We start from the raw sequence: 23,038 nt of genomic DNA, 5'->3' as shown, positions 1-23,038 counted from the left end.
ACAATATTTTTGTATTATTGTTACCCCTGACTTAAGCTGGTCAATGTTAAATATAAGCCGCATATTTCCACGTTGCTTTTTAAGGTGAGCTAATGGTAAAGATCAACGATTACTACAAAAAGAAGCAGCTGATGGATCAGTTGGCTCAGGAAATCCAGGAGATGGAGCAGAACAACGATCTCAAGAAAGAGTTCGAGTTCAAAGATAATCTGAGCAAGTTGATGGATCAGTATGGCAAGTCCGCCAAGGATGTTCTGGAGGTCCTGGGCAACATTGATCCTTCAGTCCGTGGAAAAGGCGATACTTCATCAGGCGTCGGCGAAACCCGTAGAAAGCGTCCGTTGAAAGTATATAAGAACCCCCACACCGGCGAAGTTGTTAAGACTCGCGGCGGTAACCAGAAAGATTTGAACGCCTGGCGCCAGCAGTACGGCCGGGAAGCTGTGGACTCCTGGGTACAAAGCTAAGTATTCAGGTGTTTATGCAGTGTCAGGGTGGGTACCAATACTTACCCTGATAACGCTGATTTATCGGTCCTTTACCGTTAGACTAGGGCTTCTATTCCGCTTAGTTGGTTGGTATCCGGATGACCGGTCTGTTTGCTCGATTCCTCGAACTCCCCCGTGTTTATAAGCGCATTATGTCCGTAGTAGCGGATGTGACGTTGCTATCGTTTGCGCTTTGGGCTGCCTTCAGCCTCCGTCTTGAGCGGATCTTTGTTCCTGCGTTGCCTGAGTTCTATGCGCTGTTCTTTGGAACAGTTCTCGTTACAGTCGCCTGTTTTGTTCGGCTCGGCCTTTACCGTGCTGTGATTCGGTTCATGAGTACCCAGGCGGTTTCGGCTGTCGTGGTCGGCGTGACTATCTCGTCGCTTGCGATGATGGTTATGGGGTTTCTGATGCACCTGCCGGTGCCTCGGTCCGTGCCGGTGATCTACTGGGCGGTCGCTTTGGTATTTACCGGTGGCACGCGGATGGCGGTACGTGGCGCGGTCGGCCTGATTGACCGGCGCAAGACTGATAAGGTCATTATCTTCGGCGCCGGCCCCACAGGTATGCAATTGGCATCCGCGCTCAAGCAGGGCGGGGAGTATCGTCCTGTTGTATTTATTGATGACGACAGGCTGAAACGTCGCACAGTCATAAACGGTTTAGCAGTTCATCCGTCTTCGTCGCTAGACCGGCTTATCAGCCAATTTGGTGTGAAGCGAGTTCTGCTGGCCCTCGACGGCGCATCCCGCCAGGAACGAGCGCATATTCTCCAGTTGCTAGAGCCCATGGCCGTTACGGTCCAGACCGTTCCTTCGATGAGCGAGCTAGTTAGCGGCAAGGCCCAGATCTCGGAAATCAGGGACCTTGAAATTGAAGATCTCCTCGGGCGGGACGCCGTGGTGCCAGACCCAGAACTGTTACACGCCTGTATTCGCGACAAGGTGGTAATGGTCACCGGTGCAGGTGGCTCTATCGGCTCAGAGTTGTGCCGGCAGATCTTAATGCTGAAGCCGTCAAAACTGGTGCTGTTTGAACAGTCGGAATTCGGCCTGTATCGCATTGAGAATGAGCTGAAAGCCGTTGTGGTCAATGAAGGCCTGAGCGTCGAGGTTTCGGCGATCATGGGCTCAGTCCAGAAAGAGCACCGTCTGGAAGTGATTATGTCTGCGTTTGGCGTGCAGACGGTTTACCACGCGGCTGCCTATAAGCACGTGCCCATGGTGGAACACAATATCGTTGAGGGTGTTCGTAATAACGTCTTCGGCACGTGGTATGCGGGTGAGGCGGCTATCCGGGCGGGGGTTGAGACGTTTGTGCTGATCTCCACTGACAAAGCTGTGCGCCCCACCAATGCCATGGGTGCGAGTAAGCGTGCCGCAGAGCTGGCGTTGCAGGCCCTTGCCGCGCGGCAGGATGCGACCCGTTTCTGCATGGTGCGGTTTGGTAACGTGCTCGGTTCTTCGGGTTCGGTGGTTCCGCTGTTCCGCGAGCAGATACGCGCCGGCGGGCCGGTCACTGTGACGCATCCGGACATCTTTCGCTACTTCATGACGATCCCGGAAGCCGCCCAGTTGGTGCTGCAGGCCAGCAGTATGGGGCAGGGGGGCGAGGTATTTGTGCTCGATATGGGCGAGTCTGTGCGCATTGCGGATCTGGCCCGTAAGATGGTCCATCTGATGGGCTTTCAGGTTAAGGATGAGCAGAACCCCGAGGGCGATATAGAAGTCGTCTTTACCGGGCTCCGGCCGGGGGAGAAGCTGTTTGAGGAGCTTTTGATTGGGGATAATCCGCAGGGCACCGGACACCCGCGCATCCTCAAGGCTCAGGAAGTGTCGCTGTCCTGGAAAGAGATGTTGGCGTTTCTGGAGCAGCTGGACATTGCCTGTCATCACTTTGAGTGTGAAGCGGTGCGGCGGTTGTTGATTGAAGCACCGATCGGCTATACGCCTTCGTCAGATTTGGCGGATCTTGTTTGGCGGCAGGGGGACCTTTGTGCTTCTGTGGATTCTGATTCGGATGTCGATACGACGCATTCAGAAAGCCAGCCGGAGGTGCCGGTTGAGTCGGTGAATCGGGAGAATGTTCGGGCGTTTGTGCCGCGGCGGTAGTTATTTGGTGGGCAGTGCCCACCCTACCAGTACGGCTCTCTCAGCTCTCGTTTCAGTATCTTACCGATGGTGCTCCGGGGTAATTCATTCCGAAACTCAACGGCAGCCAGCCGCTGCGCCTTGTCGAGTCTCTCGTTGGCCCAGGCGCGCAAAGCCTCGGGGTTAATCTCTGCGCCTGTCTTCGGCACAACCAGCGCCAGCGGCGTTTCGCCCCAATGGTCGCTGGGGATACCGATCACTGCCACATCACTCACATCCTCGTGTTGAAGCAGCACCCTTTCCAGGTCTTCGGCGTAGATGTTAAAACCGCCCGAAATAATCATATCTTTGCGCCGATCCAGCAGGTAGAGAAACCCATCCTCGTCGATTCGGCCCATGTCGCCGCTGCGATAGAAAACTTTACCCTCGGGGCTGGTCCAGAGTATGTCGGCGGTCTGCTGTTCGCGTTTGTAGTAGGCCCGCATCATGGCGCCTGCGCGGCCCACGATTTCGCCGATTTCTCCGGTGGGCAAGGGGTTGCCTTCGTCATCAATGGTCAGAATTTCAGCCCCTTCAGTTGCGCAGCCCACTGAGTCCCATTTGTCGGGGAAAGCAGCGCAGTCGAGGCTTGTTGATATCCCGCCTTCGGTCAGCCCGTAAACCTCGCGGATATTGCCGGGCCAGCGTCGCATGGCTTCGGCAATAACGCCGCTGCGCAGCGGTGCGCTGGTGGATAGCTTGAGCTTGAAGCTGGACAGGTCGAATGTGTCAAAGTCGGGCTCGGCAAGGATTCGCTGGTACTGCACGGGCACCAGCATGGCATGAGTAACTTTGTACTGTTCAGCCAACTCCAGGAAGCGATGGGCATTGAACTTGGCCATGAGCACTAAAGTGCCGCCGTGGGCCAGCACTGGCAGCGCGGACACCAGTGTGGTGTTGCTGTAGAGCGGCGTTGAGACCAGGTTGATCGCGTCGCCATCCAGGCCGTAAGTGCCCATACGCTTGATCTGCCGGCTGCGCATGCGGTGGTCGTGGAGAATGCCTTTAGGCGTGCCGGTCGTGCCGGAGCTGTAGATGATGTTGAACGGATGGTCCGGAGTAATCTCTACGGATGGCGCTGAATCGTCCGGGTTTTGTCCGATCCAATGGGCCATGTTCTGCCACTCGGCCGCTTCAAAGTCCAGGGCCAGCTGGTTCTCCCGGGGAATGTTGCTGAGGTTGTCGCGAATAGGCTCAGCCAGAGCCCGGTTACGGTTCGAGACGAACAGTAGCTTGGCGTCGCTGTCGTCGATCATTAATCGCAGCGTCTCACCGCTGGCCATGGCCGACAGCGGTACCATACAGCCGCCCGCTGCCAGAGTCGCCAGGTAGAGCGTGATGTAGGCGATGCTGTTCTCGGCCAGGCCTGCGACTTTGTCGCCGGGCGTAATCCCGGCCGCAACTAGCCGGTTCGCGAGGCGGTTGACGTCGTTCATCAGCTCGCGCCAGCTCAGCGTCTGGCCGCCTTCGCCCGCAATCAACGCGATGTGGTCGGGGCGGTCCTGCGCGATCCTTTGCATCCTGATGGTGATCGGCTCGAACTGTTCGTTGGCAACCTCCGGGGCGTAAACCGGAAGCGCCGTATCGGCTATTGAAGCACTGGGTTTCATGAGACCTCCTGTTTACTGTTCCCAGAGTGTTGTGATCACTGCCATTACTGATCAGAACAGCAAGTCAGGCAGGTACGTCGCGATTTCCGGGAAGATCATGATCAGCGCCAGGCCGACGATTTCCACCAGCACGAACGGGACGACGGACTTATAGATGTCTCCCATGGTGATGGACGGCGGCACAATGCCCTTGAGATAGAACAGGTTGAAGCCGAACGGCGGCGTCATGTAGCCGATTTCCATGTTTATCACAAAGAGAATGCCGAACCAGATCGGGTCAAATCCAAGAGACGCAACGATGGGCATGAAAACCGGTAGTGTGATCAGCATTATGCCTACCGGGTCCAGCACCATCGCCAACAGAAACACGATGAGCATCATGGTGATGATAATGCCCCACGGACCGCCCGGCAGTGAGGTCATCATGCCTTCGATGAGTTCCTGGGCGCCCATGCCCTGGTAGGCCGCGCTGAATGCGTGGGCGGCGAACAGGATCCACATGATCATACCGGTGAGCTTGAAGGTGCGTAGCGCGGCTTCATGCATCAAAGGCCAGTTGAACTTACCGTAGACCGCAGCGGAAATCAGGGCGCCAAGGACACCCATCGCGGCGGCTTCGGTTGGCGTGGTGATACCGCCAACAATGGAGCCCAGCACCATCACGACAATGCCAATGGGCAGCAGTACCGCCCGCAACGCCCGCAACTTTTCGGGCCAGGTCGCGCGCTCATCTTCAGGTAGTGCGGGCGCCAGGTGCGGCTGAAAGTAGCAGCGCACGACGATGTAGATAACCGTGAGGACCATCAGCAAGATGCCCGGCAACACGCCGGCCGCAAACATCTTGCCGACTGAGACACCAGTGATCATGGCGTAGAGGATCATCAGGATGCTGGGCGGAATGAGAATGCCCCAGCCGCCACCGGTATTGATGCAGCCGAGGACCATCTTTTTGTCGTAGCCGCGTTCCAGCATTGCGGGCAGGGCGATCGTGCCCATGGCGACCACCGCAGCGCCGCTGATGCCGACCATGGCGCCAAAAATAGCGCAGATACCCAGCGTGCCGATGGCCAGGCCACCGCGAAGGCCACCACACCAAAGGTGCATCATGCGGTACAGGTCTTTGGCGACGCCGGTGCGCTCCAGAATCATCGCCATGAAAACAAATAGCGGAATCGCCACCAGGGTGAAACTCTCCATGGTGCCCCACATCTGCGAGGTCACCATATAAAACGAGTCAATGCCCCAGGTGAAGTACAGGAAGATAACGGATACACCACCCAATACGAACGTCAGCGGCAGGCCCAGCACCAGGAAGAACAGCAGCGCCGCGAAAAAGAGCAGGGTTGTAATCTCAATGCTCATTACAACGCCTCCGGGTTATTGTCGTGGCTCTTCACGTCGGTATGACGGACAGGCGGCTCGAGGTTAAGCGCGATCATAATATCCTCAAGCAGTTTGACGACGCCCTGTAGCAGCAGTAAAAGCGCCGCTACCGGTATCGCTGTTTTTGCCGGCCAGATCGGCGGGTTCCAGGCGGAGTACGACGTCTCCAGCCCGCGAATGGACTCAAGGGCCATGTCAGTACCGAAATAAAGCACGGCTCCCATGAAAATGAAGAAGATGATCGAGGTAAAGATATCCACGCCAGCCTGGGCACGTCGTGAAAGATGACTGTAGAGGAGGTCGACGTTAACGTGGCCGCGATGGACCATGACGTAGCCCCCGGCCATAACGGCGTAGACGCCGAACAGCAGTTGTGTCAGTTCGTTTGTCCAGGCCGTAGGGGACGCCATCACGTAACGCATGAAGACTTCCAGAAGCAGCAGTACAAACATTGCAAAGACCAGTATTGCCACCCAACGGCCGATAAAATCGTTCAGTCGGCTGACCCCATTCATAAACGCATGGATTGGGCGCATGTTTTTCTCCAGGGCGTCAATAGAAAGAAACCGGGCCCGAACCCGGACTGACTGGAAAGCCATTCTGCTTTCCTCTCAGCTCGTGCCCGAGCCCGCTATTAGCGTATCAACTACTGCTTAAGCCTTTAAGGCGCCCCCTAACAAAGCAGAGCCGCAGCGCAAACGGCTCAGAGGTAGCCGAGTTCGCGCAAGAAGCTCTTCATTTTTTCGAGCGCTTCTGCTGCGTTTTCGCTGCGCTCGCCCGCTTCATCCCAGGACGCCTGGGCGGCTTTGGTCAAACGCTGCTGTACGTCCTCGGGCAGCGTATTGATCTCAACACCATTCTCTTCCATGGCTTTTGAGAGGGCGACGCGCTCCTTGTATTGATACTCATTGGTACGGAACCAGAACTGCTCGTCCAGAATCTGCTTGATTGTTTCCTGGTCCTTATCGGACAACTTGTCCAGTGCTTTCTGGCTGACGATGATGACGTCGGTACCGGCGATATTCAGCGCTGGCTGGACGTGATATTTGGCGACCTCATACAGGCTCATGCTTGCCGCACCTTGAGCCGCGCCCCAGTGCGCGCCATCGACAACGCCGCTATCAAGGGCCGGGTAGAGCTCGCTGCCTGGCAGATAAGAGGTAGACGCACCCGCATCATCAAGAAACTTCTGCAGGGCACCTGACGAACGAATCTTCAGGCTCGTGAAGTCTTCCCAGCTGTTGATCGGGTTTTTAACGACCATTTCAGTCGGATAGACCTTGTCGGTAGACCAGTACACATTGTGCTTGGCAGCTTCTTCTCGCAGCATATCCTCAAAGCCCAGGCCCTTGTGGAAATAGGCGGCTTCCCAGACATTGCGAAAGGCGAACGGCAGGCCAGAGGCGATACCTGCGAGGCTTATTTTGTCCTGGGCATAAGCGGGAGAGATCGTGCCCATTTCAACGATTCCGCGGCTGACCGCGTTGAATGTTTCCTGTGCCTTGAACAGGGCGCCGGCTTCGTGCAGGTTAAGCTTTACCCGGCCTTCGGTGCGTTCTTCAATCTGGTTCTTCAGGCGTACAAGGCTGTCCTCGTAGGAACTGCTGGCGCTTGGCCAGTGGGACTGGACCCGCCAGGTGGTGCTTTTCTCCTCGGCAGCGGCAAACCCGGGTAGAGCCAGCGTGGCCACCAGCCCGATAGCAGCGGCTGAGCGCAGATGGCTCCGAATGGTCGCGAATGATTTCATGCTACTTCCCCTTGGCGATTGTATTTATTGGTAGGAAGACAATTTCACCTACAGGCGAATATTATCACCTTAGTTCTGCAGAGCGGTATACCGGCTTGCACGTCGAACTATGGTTTCCGAATCTAACACACCGCTGCATTTTTTCAATTGGCTTTTCATCGTAGAGATTTTTTCTGACGATGGTTAAATATTGGCCAGGTTTGATGATGTCGATGCCCGCTGCGGCCGCAATGAACTCGCAACTATGCCCCAATCGCGGCGTGACACGGCTGGCAATGCGGCCCACGATCAGCCGCAACGATACAGGCGCGTTGCCGGAGGTCGCATTGAAGCACTCAGCTGTACTGGTGCCTGCTGACAAGCATCGGTATCATTGGCGCAGCTAAGTAAACAAAGGATGGCTCCATGCATGCAGTAATTCTCTCTGGTGGCTCAGGCACCAGACTCTGGCCGCTCTCCCGTGAAGCCTATCCCAAACAGTTTCTGCCCCTCGTATCCGAAGAAACGATGCTCGCGGAGACAATCAAACGCGCCCGTAACATCGCCAGTTGTTCGCGTACCGTTGCTATTACCAACGAGGAACACCGGTTTGTGGTTGCGGCCCATCTACAGCAGCAGTGTGGTGAGAACGAGCGGGACATTATCCTTGAGCCAATCGGCAGGAATACCGCGCCGGCGATCGCGCTGGCGGCGCTACATGCCCGGGCTGAAGATAAAGACGCCGTATTGCTTGTGATGCCGTCGGACCACGCCCTTGCGGATATTGATGCCTTTGCACGCGCGGTCCAGATTGGCGAACGGGCGGCGAACGAAGGGCACCTGGTTACTTTCGGCGTCGTACCGACGCATCCGCACACCGGCTACGGCTATATACGGGCCAACGAAGGGGCGGTATCAGAGTTCTCGCCCGTTGGCGAGTTTGTTGAAAAGCCCGACGAGGCCACCGCAAAAGCCTACCTGGATGCCGGCAACTACTTCTGGAACAGCGGCATGTTCATGTTCCGGGCCGACCGCTACCTTGCTGAACTGAAGCAGCACCGGCCGGACATTCTGGACGCCTGTGAGAAAGCCTGGAACAGCCAGGCAAAGGATCTCGACTTTATCCGGGTCGACAAAGATGCGTTCGCGGCCTGCCCTGAGGACTCGATCGACTACGCCGTGATGGAAAAGACCAGCGACGCAGTGGTTGTGCCGCTCGACGCGGGGTGGAGTGATGTGGGCTCCTGGTCGGCATTGTGGGAGATTCACGAACGTGACTCGGATGGAAACGTCTGTAAAGGCGACGTTATTGTCGAGGATGTGCACGATTCCTACATTCACTCCGAAGGCCGTCTGATTGCAGCCATAGGCATAACTGATCACGTTATTGTTGAGACTGACGATGTAGTACTGGTTGCTGACAAGAACCGGGTACAGGACGTCAAGAAGCTGGTTGCCAAGGTCAAGGCGCAGAACCGCCTTGAACACCGCTTTCACAAAAAGGTACACCGCCCCTGGGGCACGTACGAAGGCGTGGCCATGGACGCTCGCTTCCAGGTCAAGCGTATTACCGTTAATCCGGGCTGCAAGCTGTCCCTGCAGAAACACCATCACCGCTCCGAGCATTGGGTTGTGGTCAGCGGCACGGCAGTGGTAACGCGAGGGGAAGAGACCTTGATGTTGACGGAGGATCAGTCGACCTACATACCCCTGGGTGTTACACATCGATTGGAAAACCCTGGTGTGATTCCCCTGCAGTTGATAGAAGTACAAACAGGCAGTTATCTCGGTGAGGACGATATCGTACGGTTTGAGGACACCTATAATCGGGTTTAGTCTGCCTATAACCGGGTTTACTAACGCCTGTAACCGGATGTCCCGCGGTAGGGACAGGTACAGATAATTTCGGTCAGGCGTAATGCCGTGGGCCAAAGCGGGCAGCGCCAGGAAGGTCGCTGCTAACAACGACGACAGTTCCCCCCGTATTTGAGTGCGTCTTGCTCAAGGTCGCGAATGAAAGCGGGTTATCTGATCCTCATCAAGCAAAGGGGAACAGCCCAGAGACGCATCGCACTGCAAAATGCACTCCAGGGAAGGGGGCGGACTGACATGGAGGTTATATGGATCAATGGCAAAGCTGCCTGGCGCCGGTCTGCCAGATAGCACTGACGCGTGCTCACCAGACCGTTTCCCACCGCGGGGGCGACACCGTTACCCCCGAAGATTTTCTTTTAGCAGTACTTGATGTTGACGAAGACCTCGTGCCATTTCTCGGGCGGTGGGGCGTCGATATTGATGAACTCGTGCGTACTGTTCAGTCGGAGCAGCCTTTCACGGCCCCTGCCACTGTCGAGCCCGGTCTTTCCAACGCTCTGGTCGACTGGTTCGCCTCCGCCCGCGAGCGCTATGACGATCCCTGGCTCAGTACTCATCAGCTATTCTCCGCGCTCGTCTATTCTGCTGAGCGTTTCCAGGACAAGGCTTATGTCGCAGTCCTGGAGCAGGTGCCACGGCTCGCCTGGGCTGATTCGGTAGCAGTCTTGCCAGGTAGGCCTGGGCCAAGCGGCATGGCTACGCCGCCCGCGAGTGAGCGAAGCTGGCTTCAAAGTCTGAATAAAGCGTCCGTTTCGGGTTTTCCACTCTCGGCGTCGACCCATGAGCTGGCGATGCATCTGGTCACTCGACTGATGGAACCCGCCGGCGGGTTGATCTGGCTGCAGACGTCCTCCAGTAGCCGTGTTGAGGGGCTGCTGGGCCAGGTTAGGCGTATGGCCCAGGCGGTCCACGACACAGAGTCGCGTGCGGGGGCGGCCATCCGCCGCGCCTGGTTCAAAGTGGACTGGGAAGGAGCCGGTGAGTCTGACGGGGCTCTGGACGCACTTTTTGAATCGCTGCGGTCATGTTGTCAAAAACCTGGTCCAACTGTGTTTCTGTTCCAGGAGTGCTCCCCGACCGTTCTGATGCTCTTCATTCAGCGGTTGGGCGTACTGAAGTGGCGCCACCTTTTTGCCGTCGCCCGTCCTCTCATCGTCCTCACCAGCCCGCCGCTCAAGCATGTGCAGTCGCCTTCCGCCTGGCTCGAAGACAGTTTGGGCCAGGAACTCAGAACGTACGCCGTGCCAATGCTCCCGGTCGAGGAGTGCCTGCGTTATCTGCGTTTTTGCCAGCCAGGGATGGAGCGGCGATGGCAACTGGAAATCGCGGATGCCGCGCTGCGGACTGCGGCTTATCTCGCGCGTTCAACACAGGATCCTGCGTGCGTGTCTGGCGAGTCTGACCCCGAGACTGCGGTATCGCTTCTGGAAGACGCCATGAGCACAAAGGTCACTCTTCAGGCCAATGGGTCGTCGCGGCTGGCAGAACTACGCAGCAGGCAGGAAGACCTTCAACGCCGAAGCATAACCGCCGAAGCGAGAAATGAACGGGTTCAGGACGTGCAGGAAGCCTTTGAGTCGGTATGTCTTGAGCTTGCCGCTGAGGAAGTCTTCTGGCACGAACATGCCGCGCCCATCTCGAACGTTTTAATGGCCGAAGACGTGGTTCGCCAGGCGTTAAGACAGGCAGATGTACCATTGACCGGGCCTGGCGAGCGTATCCGTGAGACGCTACCCGACCTCAACGCGCTGGCCCCTGTAGTTTCGCTGAGTGAACACCGAGACATCGCAACCCCCGTGTAGTCAACCATCGCCAGGGTGTTGCAGACACGTTTTGCAACACATCGCAATCAGCAAAGACCGATTGGCATCGACTAATGCTGATGAAGTTGGCTGCTGTGCGAGTGCCTGAGCGCTGGGTTCTGACGCTATCTGAAGCTGTGGTCTGCCATTCAGTAATGCGGGGGCGGCGGCTCAATCGCCATATCCGGCGACTGGGGATCCTGCAGATTTTCGAACTGTTCGCGGAGGATGCGATTCAGGTCGAACAGACGCTGGATAGTTTGTTGTTGATTGGCAATCTGGTCGCTTAGCGTGTTCATCAGATCGTCCTGAAACGTAATGCGCATCTCCATGTCCGCCAATCGCGCCTCAAGGCGAGCCATTGCGTTAGTTGTCTGCATTGGATTTTCGCTGTGGCCAGCCATTGCTTCACTCCGTCGTCATAAAAGTTGCTGATCTGTTATTATTCTACCCGCCGGGCTGGGGCATTTCGCGGCTGATGTGTTCGCGCGCTCGTTTCTTGCCCCGATCAGGCCTGGCATAAACCGGTCCAAGCTTATTCCCTGTTCAGCGGGACGCAGTGCTGGCTCCGGTATTTAAACGACACCCTTCATATTCAGAGAGCGAGTTATTTACATGCATAACAAACGAAGAGCGCTGTTAGCGGCTATTCTTGTCGCCATTCCTTCGCCTTTTGTTCTTGGGTTTTTGCTTCAGGCTTTTAGTCCTGAACTGTTCTACTTTCGTACTGCCGGTAACGTAAATACGGTCAGCTCAGATATCCTCACGCTCCTGGGCTCCCAGGCAGGATACCTTGCTTACTTCATGGCCTTCCTGCTGTTTCTTCTGGTCGGTTATATCGCTGCAGCCGTCGCGGTGAGAGGCTCATCAAGCCCCACAGCCGCTGCGCCTGTTCCAGGCCGCCAGAATCAATCCCCTAGTCGTGCCGCACCGCCGTCCGGCAACTCTGAAGAGGGCGAGGTGAAGTGGTTTAACGTCAAAAAAGGTTTTGGCTTTATCACCCGCGATTCAGGCGACGATGTTTTTGTTCACTTTCGTGCGATCGAAGGGGAAGGGCGCCGGGTACTGCGCCAGGGCCAACGTGTCAGTTTCGTCGTGGTAGAGGCCAACAAAGGTCTCCAGGCTGATCAGGTTGAGGTCATTGGCGAGTAAGCTTTGCTGCCAGGCCAATCTGGCCAGTTAACGTCTTGCAAGAGGGGCCTCCGGGCCCCTTTTTTGTGACTGATACGTTTTAACGACAGTTGGGTTTGGCGATCGACCATATTTGGCTACATGTTAGTGTTGACAACTATTATCGGAGGCGTTAATTTATCGTCATTCATGGATGAGGTCAGGCTGAGCCTGGGTAAACAGGGATTGATGATGAAGTGCTCCCCTTCAGACAAAGCCCTACGCGGGCGGATTATACCGACCTCCTTTGGTCCCGAATGCCTTTCTCTCGTGAAACAGTCACCAACCCATGAGCTCTAAACATACGGGCATCAGGCTACGGCTATACATTATTGCGCCCGTTTTTCTAATGCTGCTGGCGAGCGAGGGGTCCGCTGATATGTTCGGTTGGTTCAAGCGATATGAAGTTGCCCTTTGTCCCGAAATACAAGGAAGGCTTTCCTTGGCCGGCGAGCCTTTGAAGGGCGTGAAAGTCCTGCGTGAAGTGATGTACGACAAAGCGCATGTTCAGTCAACGTTGACCGATGAAAATGGCTCATTTCGTTTCCCGTCGATTAGTACAAGATCAGGCACACCAGGAAAGTTGTTTGATGAGACTCGGATAAGACAAGTAGTTGTCGCTGAACATGGGAGCAGTAACGTACTGCTTTGGTTATACACAACGGGGAACACAACAAACGATGCCGTGATAGCAAACAAACTGTCCAGTCTAAAATGTGATCTGGCTGATAAGGAAATACACCAGCATTTCCCGAAAGAGGGAGATGGAGACCAGACATACAACATCAAAAGCGCGTGCAGGTGGTGATGCCCGCTACACAATAAGGGAATATTGTGAAACCTATTTCTCCTCAGCTCGCTTCTGAAATCGCCGACTTGGTGTATGAAGTGAGAAAGCCGGTTGCTTCTGGGCGTAATGACCTGGCGTTCAGTCCGAAAATGCTGAATGCTTTTGATTTTGATGATACTAAAAGCAGGGTTTCGGGCCGATCAGGGAGTTTTATTTCCTTCTTCCAGAAAACCTCGGGATTTGCTTTGGTTGGACATGGGAAGAATCAATATCGGGGACACCATGTAATCGCGGTACGCGGAAGTAAAACAGGTCATGACTGGCTGACGAACGGCAACGTCGGGCTCTCCACGAGCATAGGTGGCAGTGCCGTGCACTCCGGATTCAACCAGACTTTTGGAAGCATGAGGTCCGCGCTTGACGGACTGCTTAGCCCACACCTCGCGTCATCAATGGCAGAGGGCGTGCACTGTGTAGGACACAGCCTCGGTGGCGCGCTTGCGTCGTTGATCGGCCAGTGGATTAATCACCGCTATCGCAAACCTGTCAACATTTACACTTTCGGTGCGCCTAGAGTTGGTATGGAGGGATTTGCGGCCAGTTCGACGTCTGCTGCTTTTGCTCACTACCGTTGTACCCACGGTGCAGATCCGGTTCCCAATATCCCGCTGTGGCCATTCGTACACGCCCCCACGAACGGGTTTGAATATCGCCTAGATACTGGTACCGGTATAAGCCCAGGTGCCCACGGCATGGGGGACAGCGCTGTGCCGGGCTATAGAAACACGGCTCGAACGGGGGACTGGTCGGGCCTTCGTCAGAACTCATTGGACTACCTGAGAACGCCCGTCCGGCTCGACTACGAGCGCCGCATGGAAGCAAGCTTCTCTGGATACTGGGCCGACAGGATCTCCGCAGCGCTTATAACGCTACTCAAGGATGCCGGCTATTACTCCGCCGTGTTACTCCAGGCAAAGATCGGCACGACCCTGACGCTCTACGATATGCTTGCCCGAACGCTTGAGAAAATTGCGGCAGCCGCTGCTAATTTCTCCAGCCAGGTTCGTGGCCTGCTCGGCCACATGCTTGTCTTTGCCGGTTACGTCGCGACTCGCGTTGCGGACCTGACCTACAGCTTTATCCGCTGGGTATTTGATCGCACCACCAGTGCATTATATCGGGCTGTACGCCAGGCAATTGATCGGAATGAGCAATAGCAGAATATTTCATTGCATTGTTGGGCATTGCACACACGCACGGAATGGCTGGGGCTTGGCCTTAATCGATGAGCATGGTTGGCTTTGGTAACTCGGTAGGGTGCGCACTGCGCACCGGTTAAAACCCACGGGCTGGAGGGCGCGCTGCACGCTCGCCAAATGCGAGTCATCTTTATGGTGCGCATTGCGCACCCTACGGTAAGGACTGCGCTTGTGCTCGCTGCCGGCCAACTATTGGGGCCATTGAATCTGACGCTCGCCCTTTTCGCTTAGGCTCCACCACAGTTCATCATGCATATCTTCACCTTCATGCCAGGCGTCCGCTGCGCAGCGCACCTCAACACCGAGACTGCTATGCGCGTCGCGGGCGCAGCTCAGGTCGTCATCCCATGGTGTATCGGGACCATCGAAGAGCAGGCTGGCGTATTGGCCCACCGCTTTCAGGAACAGCTTGACTGGCACTGAGCGCCCTTTCAGCTCGGCGTGCCCGGTATGCGCTTTACCGTTGCCGCTGACACTTAGCTGAACCCGGTCGAAATGCCGTTCCAGCCAGTCCTGTACCGCCGCGGGATCGGGATCCTTGAGGTAGATTTCGATATCGTTCATACAATTTCCTCAGTAGAGCTGGCGGCTCAGGCAGTGCTTAAACGGTGCTTGAACATTGCTTGAATAGTGTTGAACAGTGCTCAGATAGTGCTGAAACAGTGCTGAAAACAGTGCTGAAAACAGTGCTCAGGCCGTGCATTAGGGCTTCAGGCAGTCAGCAGTCGTTCCAGGATGCGCTGGTAGATGAGCGAGAGGTTGTCCAGATCTTCTACGCGAACACACTCGTTGAGCTTGTGAATGGTGGCGTTGAGTGGTCCCAACTCGAGAACTTGAGCGCCAGTCGGCGCGATAAAACGACCATCCGATGTTCCGCCGGAGGTCGACAGTTCTGTCTCGGTTCCGGTCACTTCGGCAATTGCGCTCACTGCTGCTTCGACGAGTGGCCCTCGCTCAGTCAGAAAGGGTTCGCCGCTCAGGTGCCAGTCCAGTTCGTAGCGCAGGCCGTGGCGGTCAAGAATCATTCGGACGTGTTGTTTCAGATCGTCGGCGGTAACTTCGGTGCAGTAACGGAAATTGAAAGTTACTTTCAGCTGACCCGGAATAACATTACTGCCTGTTCCTGCTTGAACGCTGGTTATCTGAAAAGTGGTCGCCGGGAAAAACTCATTGCCGCTATCCCAGACCGTTTCCGCCAGCTCGCCCAGGGCAGGGGCTGCCATATGGACCGGATTTTCCGCAAGGTGAGGGTAGGCAACATGGCCCTGGATACCTTTAACGGTCAGATAACCGTGGAGGGACCCGCGTCGGCCATTTTTAACTACATCGCCGAGTGAGTGGGTGCTCGAGGGCTCACCGATAAGGCACCAGTCGATTTTTTCGCCCCGGCCTTCCAGGGCCTCGATCACTTTCACGGTGCCGTCAGCGGCCGGGCCTTCCTCATCGCTGGTGATCAGAAACGCGAGAGAGCCCGTGTGATCGGGATGCTGTTCGATGAAACGCTCGCAGGCAGTCACATAGGCGGCAATACTGCCTTTCATATCCGCTGCGCCGCGGCCAAAGAGGTAGCCATCTTCGAGGGTCGCCTCGAAGGGTGGCAGGTCCCAATCTTCAAGCGGCCCGGTCGGAACCACATCTGTATGCCCTGCGAACGCCAGGACAGGTCCGGCGGTGCCTCTGCGTGCCCAGATGTTCTCCACCTCGCCGAAACGCATGCGCTCTACGGTAAAGCCCAATGCCCCCAGGCGTTCGCCCAACATGGCCTGGCATCCGGCATCATCTGGTGTCACAGATTCGCGACGAATAAGCGCTTGGGCAAGCAGCAGTGTCTGGGACAGGGTTGTGGCGGGCGAATTCATGGCGGTTCCGCATCAGGTTGGGTATGAGACTAATGCCCGCACGTGCCGGCGGACTGGATTATACGGGCCAGGAGAGTTCCGTCGTAAGACAGGTATCCAACTGATGGCCCAGATCCCGCAGGCTGACTTCCTGAACAGGAACGCCTCGCGTCCCTGTTACTGGTTGTTGCGTGCAGGTATCAGTTGTTGGCGTGCAGGACCTCATTCAGTTCTATTGCCGTGCGGTTGGTTTTGCATTCCACAGCGCCATTCTCTGAGTTGCGACGGAACAGCAGGTCGGACTGGCCGGCGAGATCCCGTGCTTTCACCGTTTTGGCGGTGCGGTTCTGGTCGTCGAGCACGGCGACCTTGGTGCCGGAGGTCAGATACAACCCGGCTTCCACAGTGCAGCGGTCTCCAAGAGGTATGCCGACACCTGCGTTTGCACCGAGCAGGCAGTTTTTGCCAATGGATATGACAATGTTACCGCCCCCGGATAGTGTGCCCATGGTTGAGCAGCCTCCGCCGAGATCCGACCCTTCGCCAACAATGACGCCGGCGGAGATGCGCCCCTCGATCATCGACTTGCCTTCGGTGCCGGCATTGAAATTGACGAAACCCTCGTGCATGACGGTGGTTCCTTCGCCGATGTAGGCACCCAGGCGCACGCGTGCAGTGTCTGCGATTCTTACCCCGCGCGGAACGACGTAGTCGGTCATCTGGGGGAACTTATCGACAGATTTAACTTCGAGCACCCGGTCTTCGGAGCGGGCTTTGAGCTGACGCGAGGGCAGCTCATCCAGATCTATCGCGCCTTCACTGGTCCAGGCCAGGTTGGGGAGCAGTGCGAAGATCCCCTGAAGGTTGACCTGATGCGGTTTGACCAGACGGTGCGAGAGCAAGTGCAGCTTCAGGTAGACCTCGGGCGTAGTCGCAGCGGTGTCGTCGCTGTCGAGCAGGGTCACCACGACAGGGCGGACGCTTTTCAGGCAACGCTTGGCCAACCTGGCCTGCTCCTCAAAGCCACCTTGCTCAAGCGCTGTAACCAGTTTCTCCAGTTGGGCTTTATCGAGCTCGATGGCGACATTGCCAGCCTTCTGGCCCAGCGCCTCCCGTGCTGTGTCGACGAGGTCGGGATCCGGCATGTACAGCGGATCCTGATAGTAAACCTCAAGCCAGCTGCGTTGTTTGTTCTGGGTGCCGATGCCGATGCCGAATGCAAAGCTCATTGGGGGCGATACTCCTGTATTTGTTTAAGGTTCAGTTTTTAGTTGCGCGAGGTTGGGTCTGGCCCGGGGCTTACCGCAGCTGCAGGCCGCAAGTGCAGACCGCGCTGCCGGTTATCCCAGTAGCTTTGCGATTCAGAAAGGCACTTGACGAATCCTCGGCCGGAGACCGGCGACTAAGCTTTTAAGGTGTTTTCCCAGTTGGCCGCGTCAAAGCCGATTGATGCGATGTTGTCGTCAATCACTATCGGTCTTTTGATCATGGCCGGCTGCTCCAGCATGGCAGCCAGCGCGCTCTGGCGGTCTATATTATCACGAACGGTTTCCGGGAGTTTGCGCCAGGTCGTGCCCCGGCGATTCAGTAGTGCTTCCCAGCCGAGCCGGGATTCCAGCCGCTCGAGCAGCGCCTGGTCAATGCCGTCCTTCCGGTAATCATGAAACTGGTACGGTACTTCGTTCGCTTCCAGCCAGGCTTTTGTTTTCTTGATAGTGTCGCAGTTCTTTATTCCGAATACCGTAATCATCCAGTTCTACCTGAAGCTTATCAATCTGTCCCGGCAAAGGCAGGGACTGGAAATCGTCTGTTTAAGCACGGCGTCTGCATTCACTGGCTGCGCAGGAAGTCCCGAATGCGCTTTGCCGCCTCGACACACTCCTCAAGCGGGGCAACCATCGCCATACGCACGCGCCCGGCGCCAGGGTTGTCGCCGGCTATGTCCCGGGAAAGGTAGCGTCCCGGCAATACTGCAACGCCACAGTGTTGAAGCAGATCCTGGGCAAAAGCCTCATCGCTGCCGGGCGTTCTCGGCCACAGATAAAACCCGGCCTGGGGTGCCTTGACGTCGAGCACCTCCTGAAGAATAGGCACAACCGCATCGAACTTGGCCTGGTAGGCCGCGCGGTTCTGCTGAACGTGGGTCTCGTCGCCCCAGGCGGCAATGCTCGCGTGCTGGTGGTGAACGGGCATGGCGCAGCCCTGATAGGTACGGTAACGCAGAAACTGCGACAGCAGTCCGGCATCACCGGCAACGAATCCCGAGCGCAGGCCGGGCAGGTTGCTGCGTTTGGAAAGACTGTGGAATGCCAGACAGCGGTTGTAATCATTCCGTCCCAATGAGGCGCACGCTTCGAGCAGCCCTACAGGCGGTGTCCCCGCCGGCGGATAGATCTCGGAATAACACTCGTCCGCTGCGATCACGAAATCATGGGCATCGGCCAGGTGAATAAGCTTCTGTAGCTGTGCCAGTGACGCCACCGCACCGTTAGGGTTGCCCGGCGAGCACAGAAACAGCACCTGGCAGCGGTCCCAGATCTCCCCGGGTACGGCGTCATAGTCTGGCTGCCCGTCAAGTTCATCGCGGCAGGCCAGGTAGTGAGGCTCGGCACCAGCAAGCAGCGCTGCACCTTCGTAAATCTGGTAGAACGGGTTAGGGCAGACCACCAGTGGCGAAGCGGTGCGGTCGACCAGGGCCTGGACAATCGCAAACAGGGCTTCGCGCGTACCCGTCACCGGCAGGATGTTCGCTTCAGGATCGAGCGGCGCACTGGCAAGGTTAAACCGATTATTGGCCCAACTGGCGATGGCGCTCCGTAGCTGGGGTAGGCCTCGGGTCGTTGGGTAAACCGCGGCCCCAGCCAGCTCTCGCGTTAGTGCATCGAGCACGAACTGCGGCGCTGGATGCTTGGGCTCGCCAATTGAGAGCGAAATCAGCGGCAGGCTGGCAGGAGGCGTGATTCCCTGGTTGAGCCTGGTCAGTTTTTCGAACGGGTAGGGGTGGAGCTGGTTCAGGTTCGGATTCATGAAGGGTCCGGTTCGGCTGAAAGCATGGTTCCGATGGGTTCGGGGTAAGTGCACGCCAGGCGTTACTTGCGCCTGGTGTCTCCGGCCCCTGAAACCTCATCCAGTTGGCGACAAAGATCTTCCTGCAGGACACGGCAGCTTTGCACGTCCTGCAGGGGTTCGCCCTGTTCGTCGGTAATAAAGAAAACGTCCTCGACCCGCTCGCCCAGCGTCGCGATCTTCGCACTCACCAGTCGGATGCGATTCTCCAGCAGGATGCGGCTAATTCGCGCCAGCAGGCCCGGGCGATCTGGCGTGAAAACCTCCATCACCGTCCGATAGTTCACTGTGTCATTGGAAAATGTGACCTCGGTCGGGAAGGCGAAATGCTTGAGCTGGCGGGAGGTGCGGCGATCAATAATGCCGGGGTAGTCTTCCGGATCGTCGAGTTCTTCAATCAGGCGTTCGCGCACGCGGTCCCGCCTGGCCGGGTCCTTGCCCAGTGGCTGGCCTTTTTCGTCCAGTACCACGTAGTTGCTGAGACTGTTGGGTCCGAGCCCGCTGCTGATGCGCGCATCGACGATGTTGAGGTTGAGCTGTTCCAGCACGGCTGTCGTTGCCGCAAACAACTCCATCCTCGAGGCCATGTAGATCACGATCTGGGTGTAGCCGTCGCTGGGCCCGCCGCGAGTGTCGCGAATCAGCACCAGTGGCTCGGGGCAATCGCCGTGGCGGATGATACTGGACGTCTGCCAGGCGATATCCACTGTGGAGTCCTGCAGGAAATAGTCATCCTCCAGGGTCTCCCAGACGTCATCGATCTGCTCGTCACTGAAGTTCTGGGCGTGCAGCATCTCCCGCGCTTCCGACCGCGTTGCCTTGATCCAGTCGTTACGATTGACGGGCGTGTCCGAGCCACGCCGGAGCGCCCGTTTGGCTTCAATGTAAAGCTGACGCAGGAGGGAGGCGCGCCATGTATTCCAGAGTTTGGGGTTGGTCGCGCTGATATCGCAGACCGTCATCACGTACAGATAGTCCAGGTGTACCTGGCTGGGTACTTGTCGGGCAAAGCTATGGATGATGTCAGGGTCGGCAATGTCTTTACGTTGGGCTGTCATCGACATCAGCAGGTGATTCTCAACCAGCCAGGCGGCGAGCTGGCTGTCCCTGAGGCTCAGGTGGTGACGCTGACAGAAGCGGCTCACCTCGGCCGCGCCGAGCTCTGAGTGATCCCCGCCGCGACCTTTCGCTATGTCGTGATAAAGGCCGGCGATAAACAAAAGCTCAATCTTCGGCAGACGGTGGATCAGCCTCGACGCCAGCGGGTACTGCTCGCGGCTTTCTTCGTCCTTCATCCGGACCATGTTGCGGATGACCCGGAGCGTATGGGTATCGACCGTGTAGGTATGAAACAGGTCGTACTGCATCTGGCCGATGATTTCACCGAACTCCGGCAGATAGCGGCCAAGAACGTTGTAGCGCTTCATGTACGACAGTGTGTCGTCCAGGGCATGGGGCGTTTTCAAAAGCTCCATAAAGAGGCTGGTACACGCGAGATCGTTACGGAAGGCGTCGTCAATCAGGTGGCGGTGCGCCCGCAGTGCGCGGATTGTGCTGGCGCGAATGCCCTGGATCTCCGGGTGCTGGGCAATAAGCACGAATATTTCAAGGATCGCATAGGGCGCGTAGGCAAATACCGGGATATTGATCGCTTCTATATAGCGGTTGCGCAACTGGAAGCGCTTGTTGAGAGGTACGATCTCGTCAACCTCATCCCGGCGGAGAATGGCTTCCTCAAGATACTGCAGGATCAGGTCGGTCAGCTCCGAGAGCGACAGGGCGACACGGTAGTAGCGCTGCATCATCAGCTCAACGCCGAGCCGGTCTTCTGTGTCCCGGTAGCCCAGAATCTCAGCGAGCGCGCGCTGATGGTCGAACAGTAGCCGGTTTTCGTTGCGATCGGCCAATATCTGTAGGCCAAAGCGTAGCTCCCACAGGAAGGTCTCGCCGTCCTGCAGCAGCCGATACTCTTCGTGGGTGAGGATGCTGAAGCGGGTCAGGTCCTCAAGGTGGGCCAACCCAAAGTGACGCTTGGTAACCCAGCCTATGTTCTGGATATCCCTCAGTCCGCCGGGAGAGCCTTTGAGATTAGGCTCAAGGTTATACTCTGTATTGCTGTATTTCTCGTGCCGCTTGCGCTGTTCTTCCCGTTTGGCGAGAAAGTAGTCGTGGTCGGTGCAGACCTCGTCGGCAAAGACGCGTGCGCTCAGGTTCTGGCGCATATCGTCAGGGCCGGTCAGGGTTCGTGTCTCAAGCAGGTTGGTCAGGATGGTCACATCGCCTCTGGCGGCTGCAACACACTCGTCCAGTCCGCGCACGCTATGGCCAATGTCCAGCCCAAGGTCCCACAGCAGGGTCACAAACGCTGATAGATCATCCTGCCACTCAGGCAGAACCCCGTCCCTGGTGAGGATCAGGAGGTCGATATCGGAATGCGGGTGCAACTCGCCACGACCATAGCCGCCGACCGCTATGAGGGCGATGTCACCCGACCGGGCAAAGGACTGCCGTTCCCAGAGAACCCCAAGAATGCCGTCGACCAGACGAGCCCGGGCAGCGACGAGTTCCCGGACTGGCGCGCCGGCGCGGAATGCATCGGCAAGGCTGACCTGCGCCTGTTTCAGGATCGCCCGACATGCCTGCACTACGGGTGTTCCGTCGGCGATGATTTTGCGCAACGCGTCTGATGATAACTCAGGCGCAAGCTGAAACAGCTGCCCGTCGGATCCGACGGGAGAAACCGGGCCATGGTCGAGGTAATCATCCTCGGCCGGCTGCCGGTTGTTGATGGCCAGGTTGGCTTCAGTCATCAGCGCCAGTCAGCGAGGTTCAGGCCCCGCTCTTCTTCGCGTAAAGTCAGAATCTCGCAGCCATCAGCTGTCACGGCTATCGTGTGTTCCCACTGGGCTGACGGCTTATGGTCCTTGGTAACCACAGTCCAGCCGTCGGGCAGGAGCTTGGTATGCCGCTTGCCCTGGTTGATCATGGGCTCAATCGTAAAAGTCATGCCTTCGCGGATTTCCATGCCGGTGCCGGGCCGACCGTAATGCATCACCTGGGGCTCTTCATGGAAAACCTTGCCGATGCCGTGGCCACAATACTCGCGCACGACGGAGTAGTGATTTGACTCTGCGTATTGCTGGATGACATGGCCGATGTCGCCGAGACGAACACCGGGGCGGACCAGGGCGATGCCTTTGTACATGCACTCCTGCGTAATTCGAACCAAGCGGTCGGCGCCGGGTTTGGGCTCACCGACAAAAAACATTTTGCTGGTGTCGCCGTGGTACTCGTCCTTTATGACAGTCACGTCGATATTGATGATATCGCCGTTCTTGAGCACCTTTTTCTCGTTAGGGATGCCGTGGCAGATAACGTGGTTGGCCGAGATGCAGACGGATTTCGGGAAGCCCTTATAGTTCAGCGGCGCGGGAATGGCTTTTTGCTCGTGGACAATGAAGTCGTGGCAGATGCGGTCGAGTTCTTCCGTAGTTACGCCCGGCTTTACATAGTCGCCAATCATCTCCAGAACCTGAGCGGCCAGTCTGCCAGCTACGCGCATCTTCTCGATTTCTTCGGAACTCTTGATTGATACGTTCATGCCACTCCAGCCGGTTGCGTTTGATTACCAGTTGTCATTTTACCGGTACGGGGGGTGAAGTTAAAAGCACCGGCCGCGCTGGACGTCGCAGGACTTCACTGTAAGAGCGGGCTGACGGCCCCACGGCCGCGGCTTTCAGCCGCTCTGCTGGCGCAAAAAAGCGGGTCTGGCCCGGCGGCAGGCGGCGGTGAGCTGGTTGCTTCTGATACAGGATGGCGTCGGCAAGAGTGGCTGATTCAGGCGGATTACAGCCGCATTATGGCCGGGATGAGCGGGTATCGTTGGCGCTAAATTAATGGTT

19 protein-coding genes are annotated in these 23,038 nt (G+C 57.0%); 7 read left to right on the top strand and 12 right to left on the bottom strand.

Features of this window, described 5'->3' with window-relative positions; all coding sequences use genetic code 11:
* Window positions 1-92: 92 nt before the first annotated feature.
* Window positions 93-467, top strand: a complete 375-nt coding sequence (locus soil367_RS11130) for a histone-like nucleoid-structuring protein, MvaT/MvaU family (RefSeq protein WP_136549181.1) — start codon at window positions 93-95, stop codon at window positions 465-467.
* Window positions 468-640: 173 nt separating this feature from the next.
* The gene (locus soil367_RS11125) at window positions 641-2,599 is read left to right on the top strand and encodes a polysaccharide biosynthesis protein (RefSeq protein ID WP_281283903.1); all 1,959 of its coding nucleotides are present in this window, start codon (window positions 641-643) and stop codon (window positions 2,597-2,599) included.
* Between the two features lie 23 nt (window positions 2,600-2,622).
* Here the strand turns inward: soil367_RS11125 and soil367_RS11120 are convergent, their stop codons facing one another.
* From soil367_RS11120 to dctP, 4 genes are all read right to left on the bottom strand, one after another.
* The gene (locus soil367_RS11120; protein ID WP_136549179.1) at window positions 2,623-4,227 is read right to left on the bottom strand and encodes a class I adenylate-forming enzyme family protein; all 1,605 of its coding nucleotides are present in this window, start codon (window positions 4,225-4,227) and stop codon (window positions 2,623-2,625) included.
* A 51-nt stretch (window positions 4,228-4,278) separates the two neighbouring features.
* Window positions 4,279-5,589 carry a TRAP transporter large permease gene (locus soil367_RS11115; RefSeq protein ID WP_136549178.1) on the bottom strand — a complete coding sequence of 437 codons (1,311 nt, stop codon included), beginning with the start codon at window positions 5,587-5,589 and terminating at the stop codon, window positions 4,279-4,281.
* Window positions 5,589-6,209 (bottom strand): TRAP transporter small permease subunit, encoded by a 621-nt coding sequence (locus soil367_RS11110; RefSeq protein ID WP_246065257.1) that lies wholly within the window; start codon window positions 6,207-6,209, stop codon window positions 5,589-5,591. The genes soil367_RS11115 and soil367_RS11110 overlap by 1 nt, the downstream gene beginning before the upstream one ends.
* A 104-nt stretch (window positions 6,210-6,313) precedes the next feature.
* Window positions 6,314-7,357 (bottom strand): TRAP transporter substrate-binding protein DctP, encoded by a 1,044-nt coding sequence (gene dctP, locus soil367_RS11105; RefSeq protein ID WP_136549177.1) that lies wholly within the window; start codon window positions 7,355-7,357, stop codon window positions 6,314-6,316.
* 405 nt (window positions 7,358-7,762) lie between these two features.
* Between dctP and soil367_RS11100 the strand changes: the two genes are divergently transcribed.
* Both soil367_RS11100 and soil367_RS11095 read left to right on the top strand, forming a co-directional pair.
* On the top strand, window positions 7,763-9,172 hold the full coding sequence (locus soil367_RS11100) for a mannose-1-phosphate guanylyltransferase/mannose-6-phosphate isomerase (RefSeq protein WP_136549176.1): 1,410 nt from the start codon (window positions 7,763-7,765) through the stop codon (window positions 9,170-9,172).
* Window positions 9,173-9,456: 284 nt separating this feature from the next.
* Window positions 9,457-11,013 carry a hypothetical protein gene (locus tag soil367_RS11095; RefSeq protein ID WP_136549175.1) on the top strand — a complete coding sequence of 519 codons (1,557 nt, stop codon included), beginning with the start codon at window positions 9,457-9,459 and terminating at the stop codon, window positions 11,011-11,013.
* 149 nt (window positions 11,014-11,162) lie between these two features.
* Here soil367_RS11095 and soil367_RS11090 read toward each other — a convergent pair whose 3' ends face one another.
* On the bottom strand, window positions 11,163-11,417 hold the full coding sequence (locus tag soil367_RS11090) for a SlyX family protein (protein ID WP_136549174.1): 255 nt from the start codon (window positions 11,415-11,417) through the stop codon (window positions 11,163-11,165).
* A 556-nt stretch (window positions 11,418-11,973) separates the two neighbouring features.
* Here soil367_RS11090 and soil367_RS19035 point away from each other — a divergent pair.
* The 3 genes from soil367_RS19035 to soil367_RS11075 all read left to right on the top strand — a co-directional run bounded on the left by soil367_RS19035 (window position 11,974) and on the right by soil367_RS11075 (window position 14,190).
* Window positions 11,974-12,165 (top strand): cold-shock protein, encoded by a 192-nt coding sequence (locus soil367_RS19035; protein WP_246065617.1) that lies wholly within the window; start codon window positions 11,974-11,976, stop codon window positions 12,163-12,165.
* 307 nt (window positions 12,166-12,472) lie between these two features.
* Entirely contained in the window at window positions 12,473-12,991 is a 519-nt protein-coding gene (locus soil367_RS11080) for a DUF6795 domain-containing protein (protein WP_136549172.1), read from the top strand.
* Window positions 12,992-13,017: 26 nt separating this feature from the next.
* A complete protein-coding gene (locus soil367_RS11075) occupies window positions 13,018-14,190 on the top strand; it encodes a lipase family protein (RefSeq protein WP_136549171.1) in 1,173 nt (390 codons plus the stop codon).
* Between the two features lie 231 nt (window positions 14,191-14,421).
* Here soil367_RS11075 and soil367_RS11070 read toward each other — a convergent pair whose 3' ends face one another.
* From soil367_RS11070 to map, 7 genes are all read right to left on the bottom strand, one after another.
* A complete protein-coding gene (locus tag soil367_RS11070; RefSeq protein WP_136549170.1) occupies window positions 14,422-14,796 on the bottom strand; it encodes a hypothetical protein in 375 nt (124 codons plus the stop codon).
* A gap of 146 nt (window positions 14,797-14,942) precedes the next feature.
* Window positions 14,943-16,091: a succinyl-diaminopimelate desuccinylase gene (gene dapE, locus soil367_RS11065; RefSeq protein WP_136549169.1), complete on the bottom strand. Its 1,149-nt coding sequence runs from the start codon at window positions 16,089-16,091 to the stop codon at window positions 14,943-14,945.
* A 179-nt stretch (window positions 16,092-16,270) separates the two neighbouring features.
* Window positions 16,271-17,299 carry a 2,3,4,5-tetrahydropyridine-2,6-dicarboxylate N-succinyltransferase gene (gene dapD, locus soil367_RS11060; protein ID WP_136549168.1) on the bottom strand — a complete coding sequence of 343 codons (1,029 nt, stop codon included), beginning with the start codon at window positions 17,297-17,299 and terminating at the stop codon, window positions 16,271-16,273.
* A 173-nt stretch (window positions 17,300-17,472) separates the two neighbouring features.
* Window positions 17,473-17,820, bottom strand: a complete 348-nt coding sequence (locus tag soil367_RS11055) for an ArsC family reductase (protein ID WP_136549167.1) — start codon at window positions 17,818-17,820, stop codon at window positions 17,473-17,475.
* 80 nt (window positions 17,821-17,900) lie between these two features.
* Window positions 17,901-19,097 carry a succinyldiaminopimelate transaminase gene (dapC, locus tag soil367_RS11050; RefSeq protein WP_136549166.1) on the bottom strand — a complete coding sequence of 399 codons (1,197 nt, stop codon included), beginning with the start codon at window positions 19,095-19,097 and terminating at the stop codon, window positions 17,901-17,903.
* A gap of 62 nt (window positions 19,098-19,159) precedes the next feature.
* Window positions 19,160-21,946 (bottom strand): [protein-PII] uridylyltransferase, encoded by a 2,787-nt coding sequence (locus soil367_RS11045; protein WP_136549165.1) that lies wholly within the window; start codon window positions 21,944-21,946, stop codon window positions 19,160-19,162.
* Window positions 21,946-22,737 carry a type I methionyl aminopeptidase gene (map, locus tag soil367_RS11040; RefSeq protein WP_136549164.1) on the bottom strand — a complete coding sequence of 264 codons (792 nt, stop codon included), beginning with the start codon at window positions 22,735-22,737 and terminating at the stop codon, window positions 21,946-21,948. The genes soil367_RS11045 and map overlap by 1 nt, the downstream gene beginning before the upstream one ends.
* Window positions 22,738-23,038: the final 301 nt, after the last annotated feature.

The organism is Hydrocarboniclastica marina, assembly GCF_004851605.1.
GTDB classification, from domain to species: Bacteria; Pseudomonadota; Gammaproteobacteria; order Pseudomonadales; family Oleiphilaceae; genus Hydrocarboniclastica; species Hydrocarboniclastica marina.
The sequence above is the reverse complement of the archived record's forward strand: the minus strand, read 5'-3'. Positions and strand labels throughout refer to the sequence as shown.

Excerpts from the sequence above, each read along its gene's own strand:
- soil367_RS11130 (WP_136549181.1), top strand. The coding sequence starts at position 93 with ATGGTAAAGATCAACGATTACTACAAAAAGAAGCAGCTGATGGATCAG.
- soil367_RS11125 (WP_281283903.1), top strand. The coding sequence starts at position 641 with ATGTCCGTAGTAGCGGATGTGACGTTGCTATCGTTTGCGCTTTGGGCT.
- soil367_RS11120 (WP_136549179.1), bottom strand. The coding sequence starts at position 4,227 with ATGAAACCCAGTGCTTCAATAGCCGATACGGCGCTTCCGGTTTACGCC.
- soil367_RS11115 (WP_136549178.1), bottom strand. The coding sequence starts at position 5,589 with ATGAGCATTGAGATTACAACCCTGCTCTTTTTCGCGGCGCTGCTGTTC.
- soil367_RS11110 (WP_246065257.1), bottom strand. The coding sequence starts at position 6,209 with ATGGCTTTCCAGTCAGTCCGGGTTCGGGCCCGGTTTCTTTCTATTGAC.
- dctP (WP_136549177.1), bottom strand. The coding sequence starts at position 7,357 with ATGAAATCATTCGCGACCATTCGGAGCCATCTGCGCTCAGCCGCTGCT.
- soil367_RS11100 (WP_136549176.1), top strand. The coding sequence starts at position 7,763 with ATGCATGCAGTAATTCTCTCTGGTGGCTCAGGCACCAGACTCTGGCCG.
- soil367_RS11095 (WP_136549175.1), top strand. The coding sequence starts at position 9,457 with ATGGATCAATGGCAAAGCTGCCTGGCGCCGGTCTGCCAGATAGCACTG.
- soil367_RS11090 (WP_136549174.1), bottom strand. The coding sequence starts at position 11,417 with ATGGCTGGCCACAGCGAAAATCCAATGCAGACAACTAACGCAATGGCT.
- soil367_RS11080 (WP_136549172.1), top strand. The coding sequence starts at position 12,473 with ATGAGCTCTAAACATACGGGCATCAGGCTACGGCTATACATTATTGCG.
- soil367_RS11070 (WP_136549170.1), bottom strand. The coding sequence starts at position 14,796 with ATGAACGATATCGAAATCTACCTCAAGGATCCCGATCCCGCGGCGGTA.
- dapE (WP_136549169.1), bottom strand. The coding sequence starts at position 16,091 with ATGAATTCGCCCGCCACAACCCTGTCCCAGACACTGCTGCTTGCCCAA.
- dapD (WP_136549168.1), bottom strand. The coding sequence starts at position 17,299 with ATGAGCTTTGCATTCGGCATCGGCATCGGCACCCAGAACAAACAACGC.
- soil367_RS11055 (WP_136549167.1), bottom strand. The coding sequence starts at position 17,820 with ATGATTACGGTATTCGGAATAAAGAACTGCGACACTATCAAGAAAACA.
- dapC (WP_136549166.1), bottom strand. The coding sequence starts at position 19,097 with ATGAATCCGAACCTGAACCAGCTCCACCCCTACCCGTTCGAAAAACTG.
- soil367_RS11045 (WP_136549165.1), bottom strand. The coding sequence starts at position 21,946 with ATGACTGAAGCCAACCTGGCCATCAACAACCGGCAGCCGGCCGAGGAT.
- map (WP_136549164.1), bottom strand. The coding sequence starts at position 22,737 with ATGAACGTATCAATCAAGAGTTCCGAAGAAATCGAGAAGATGCGCGTA.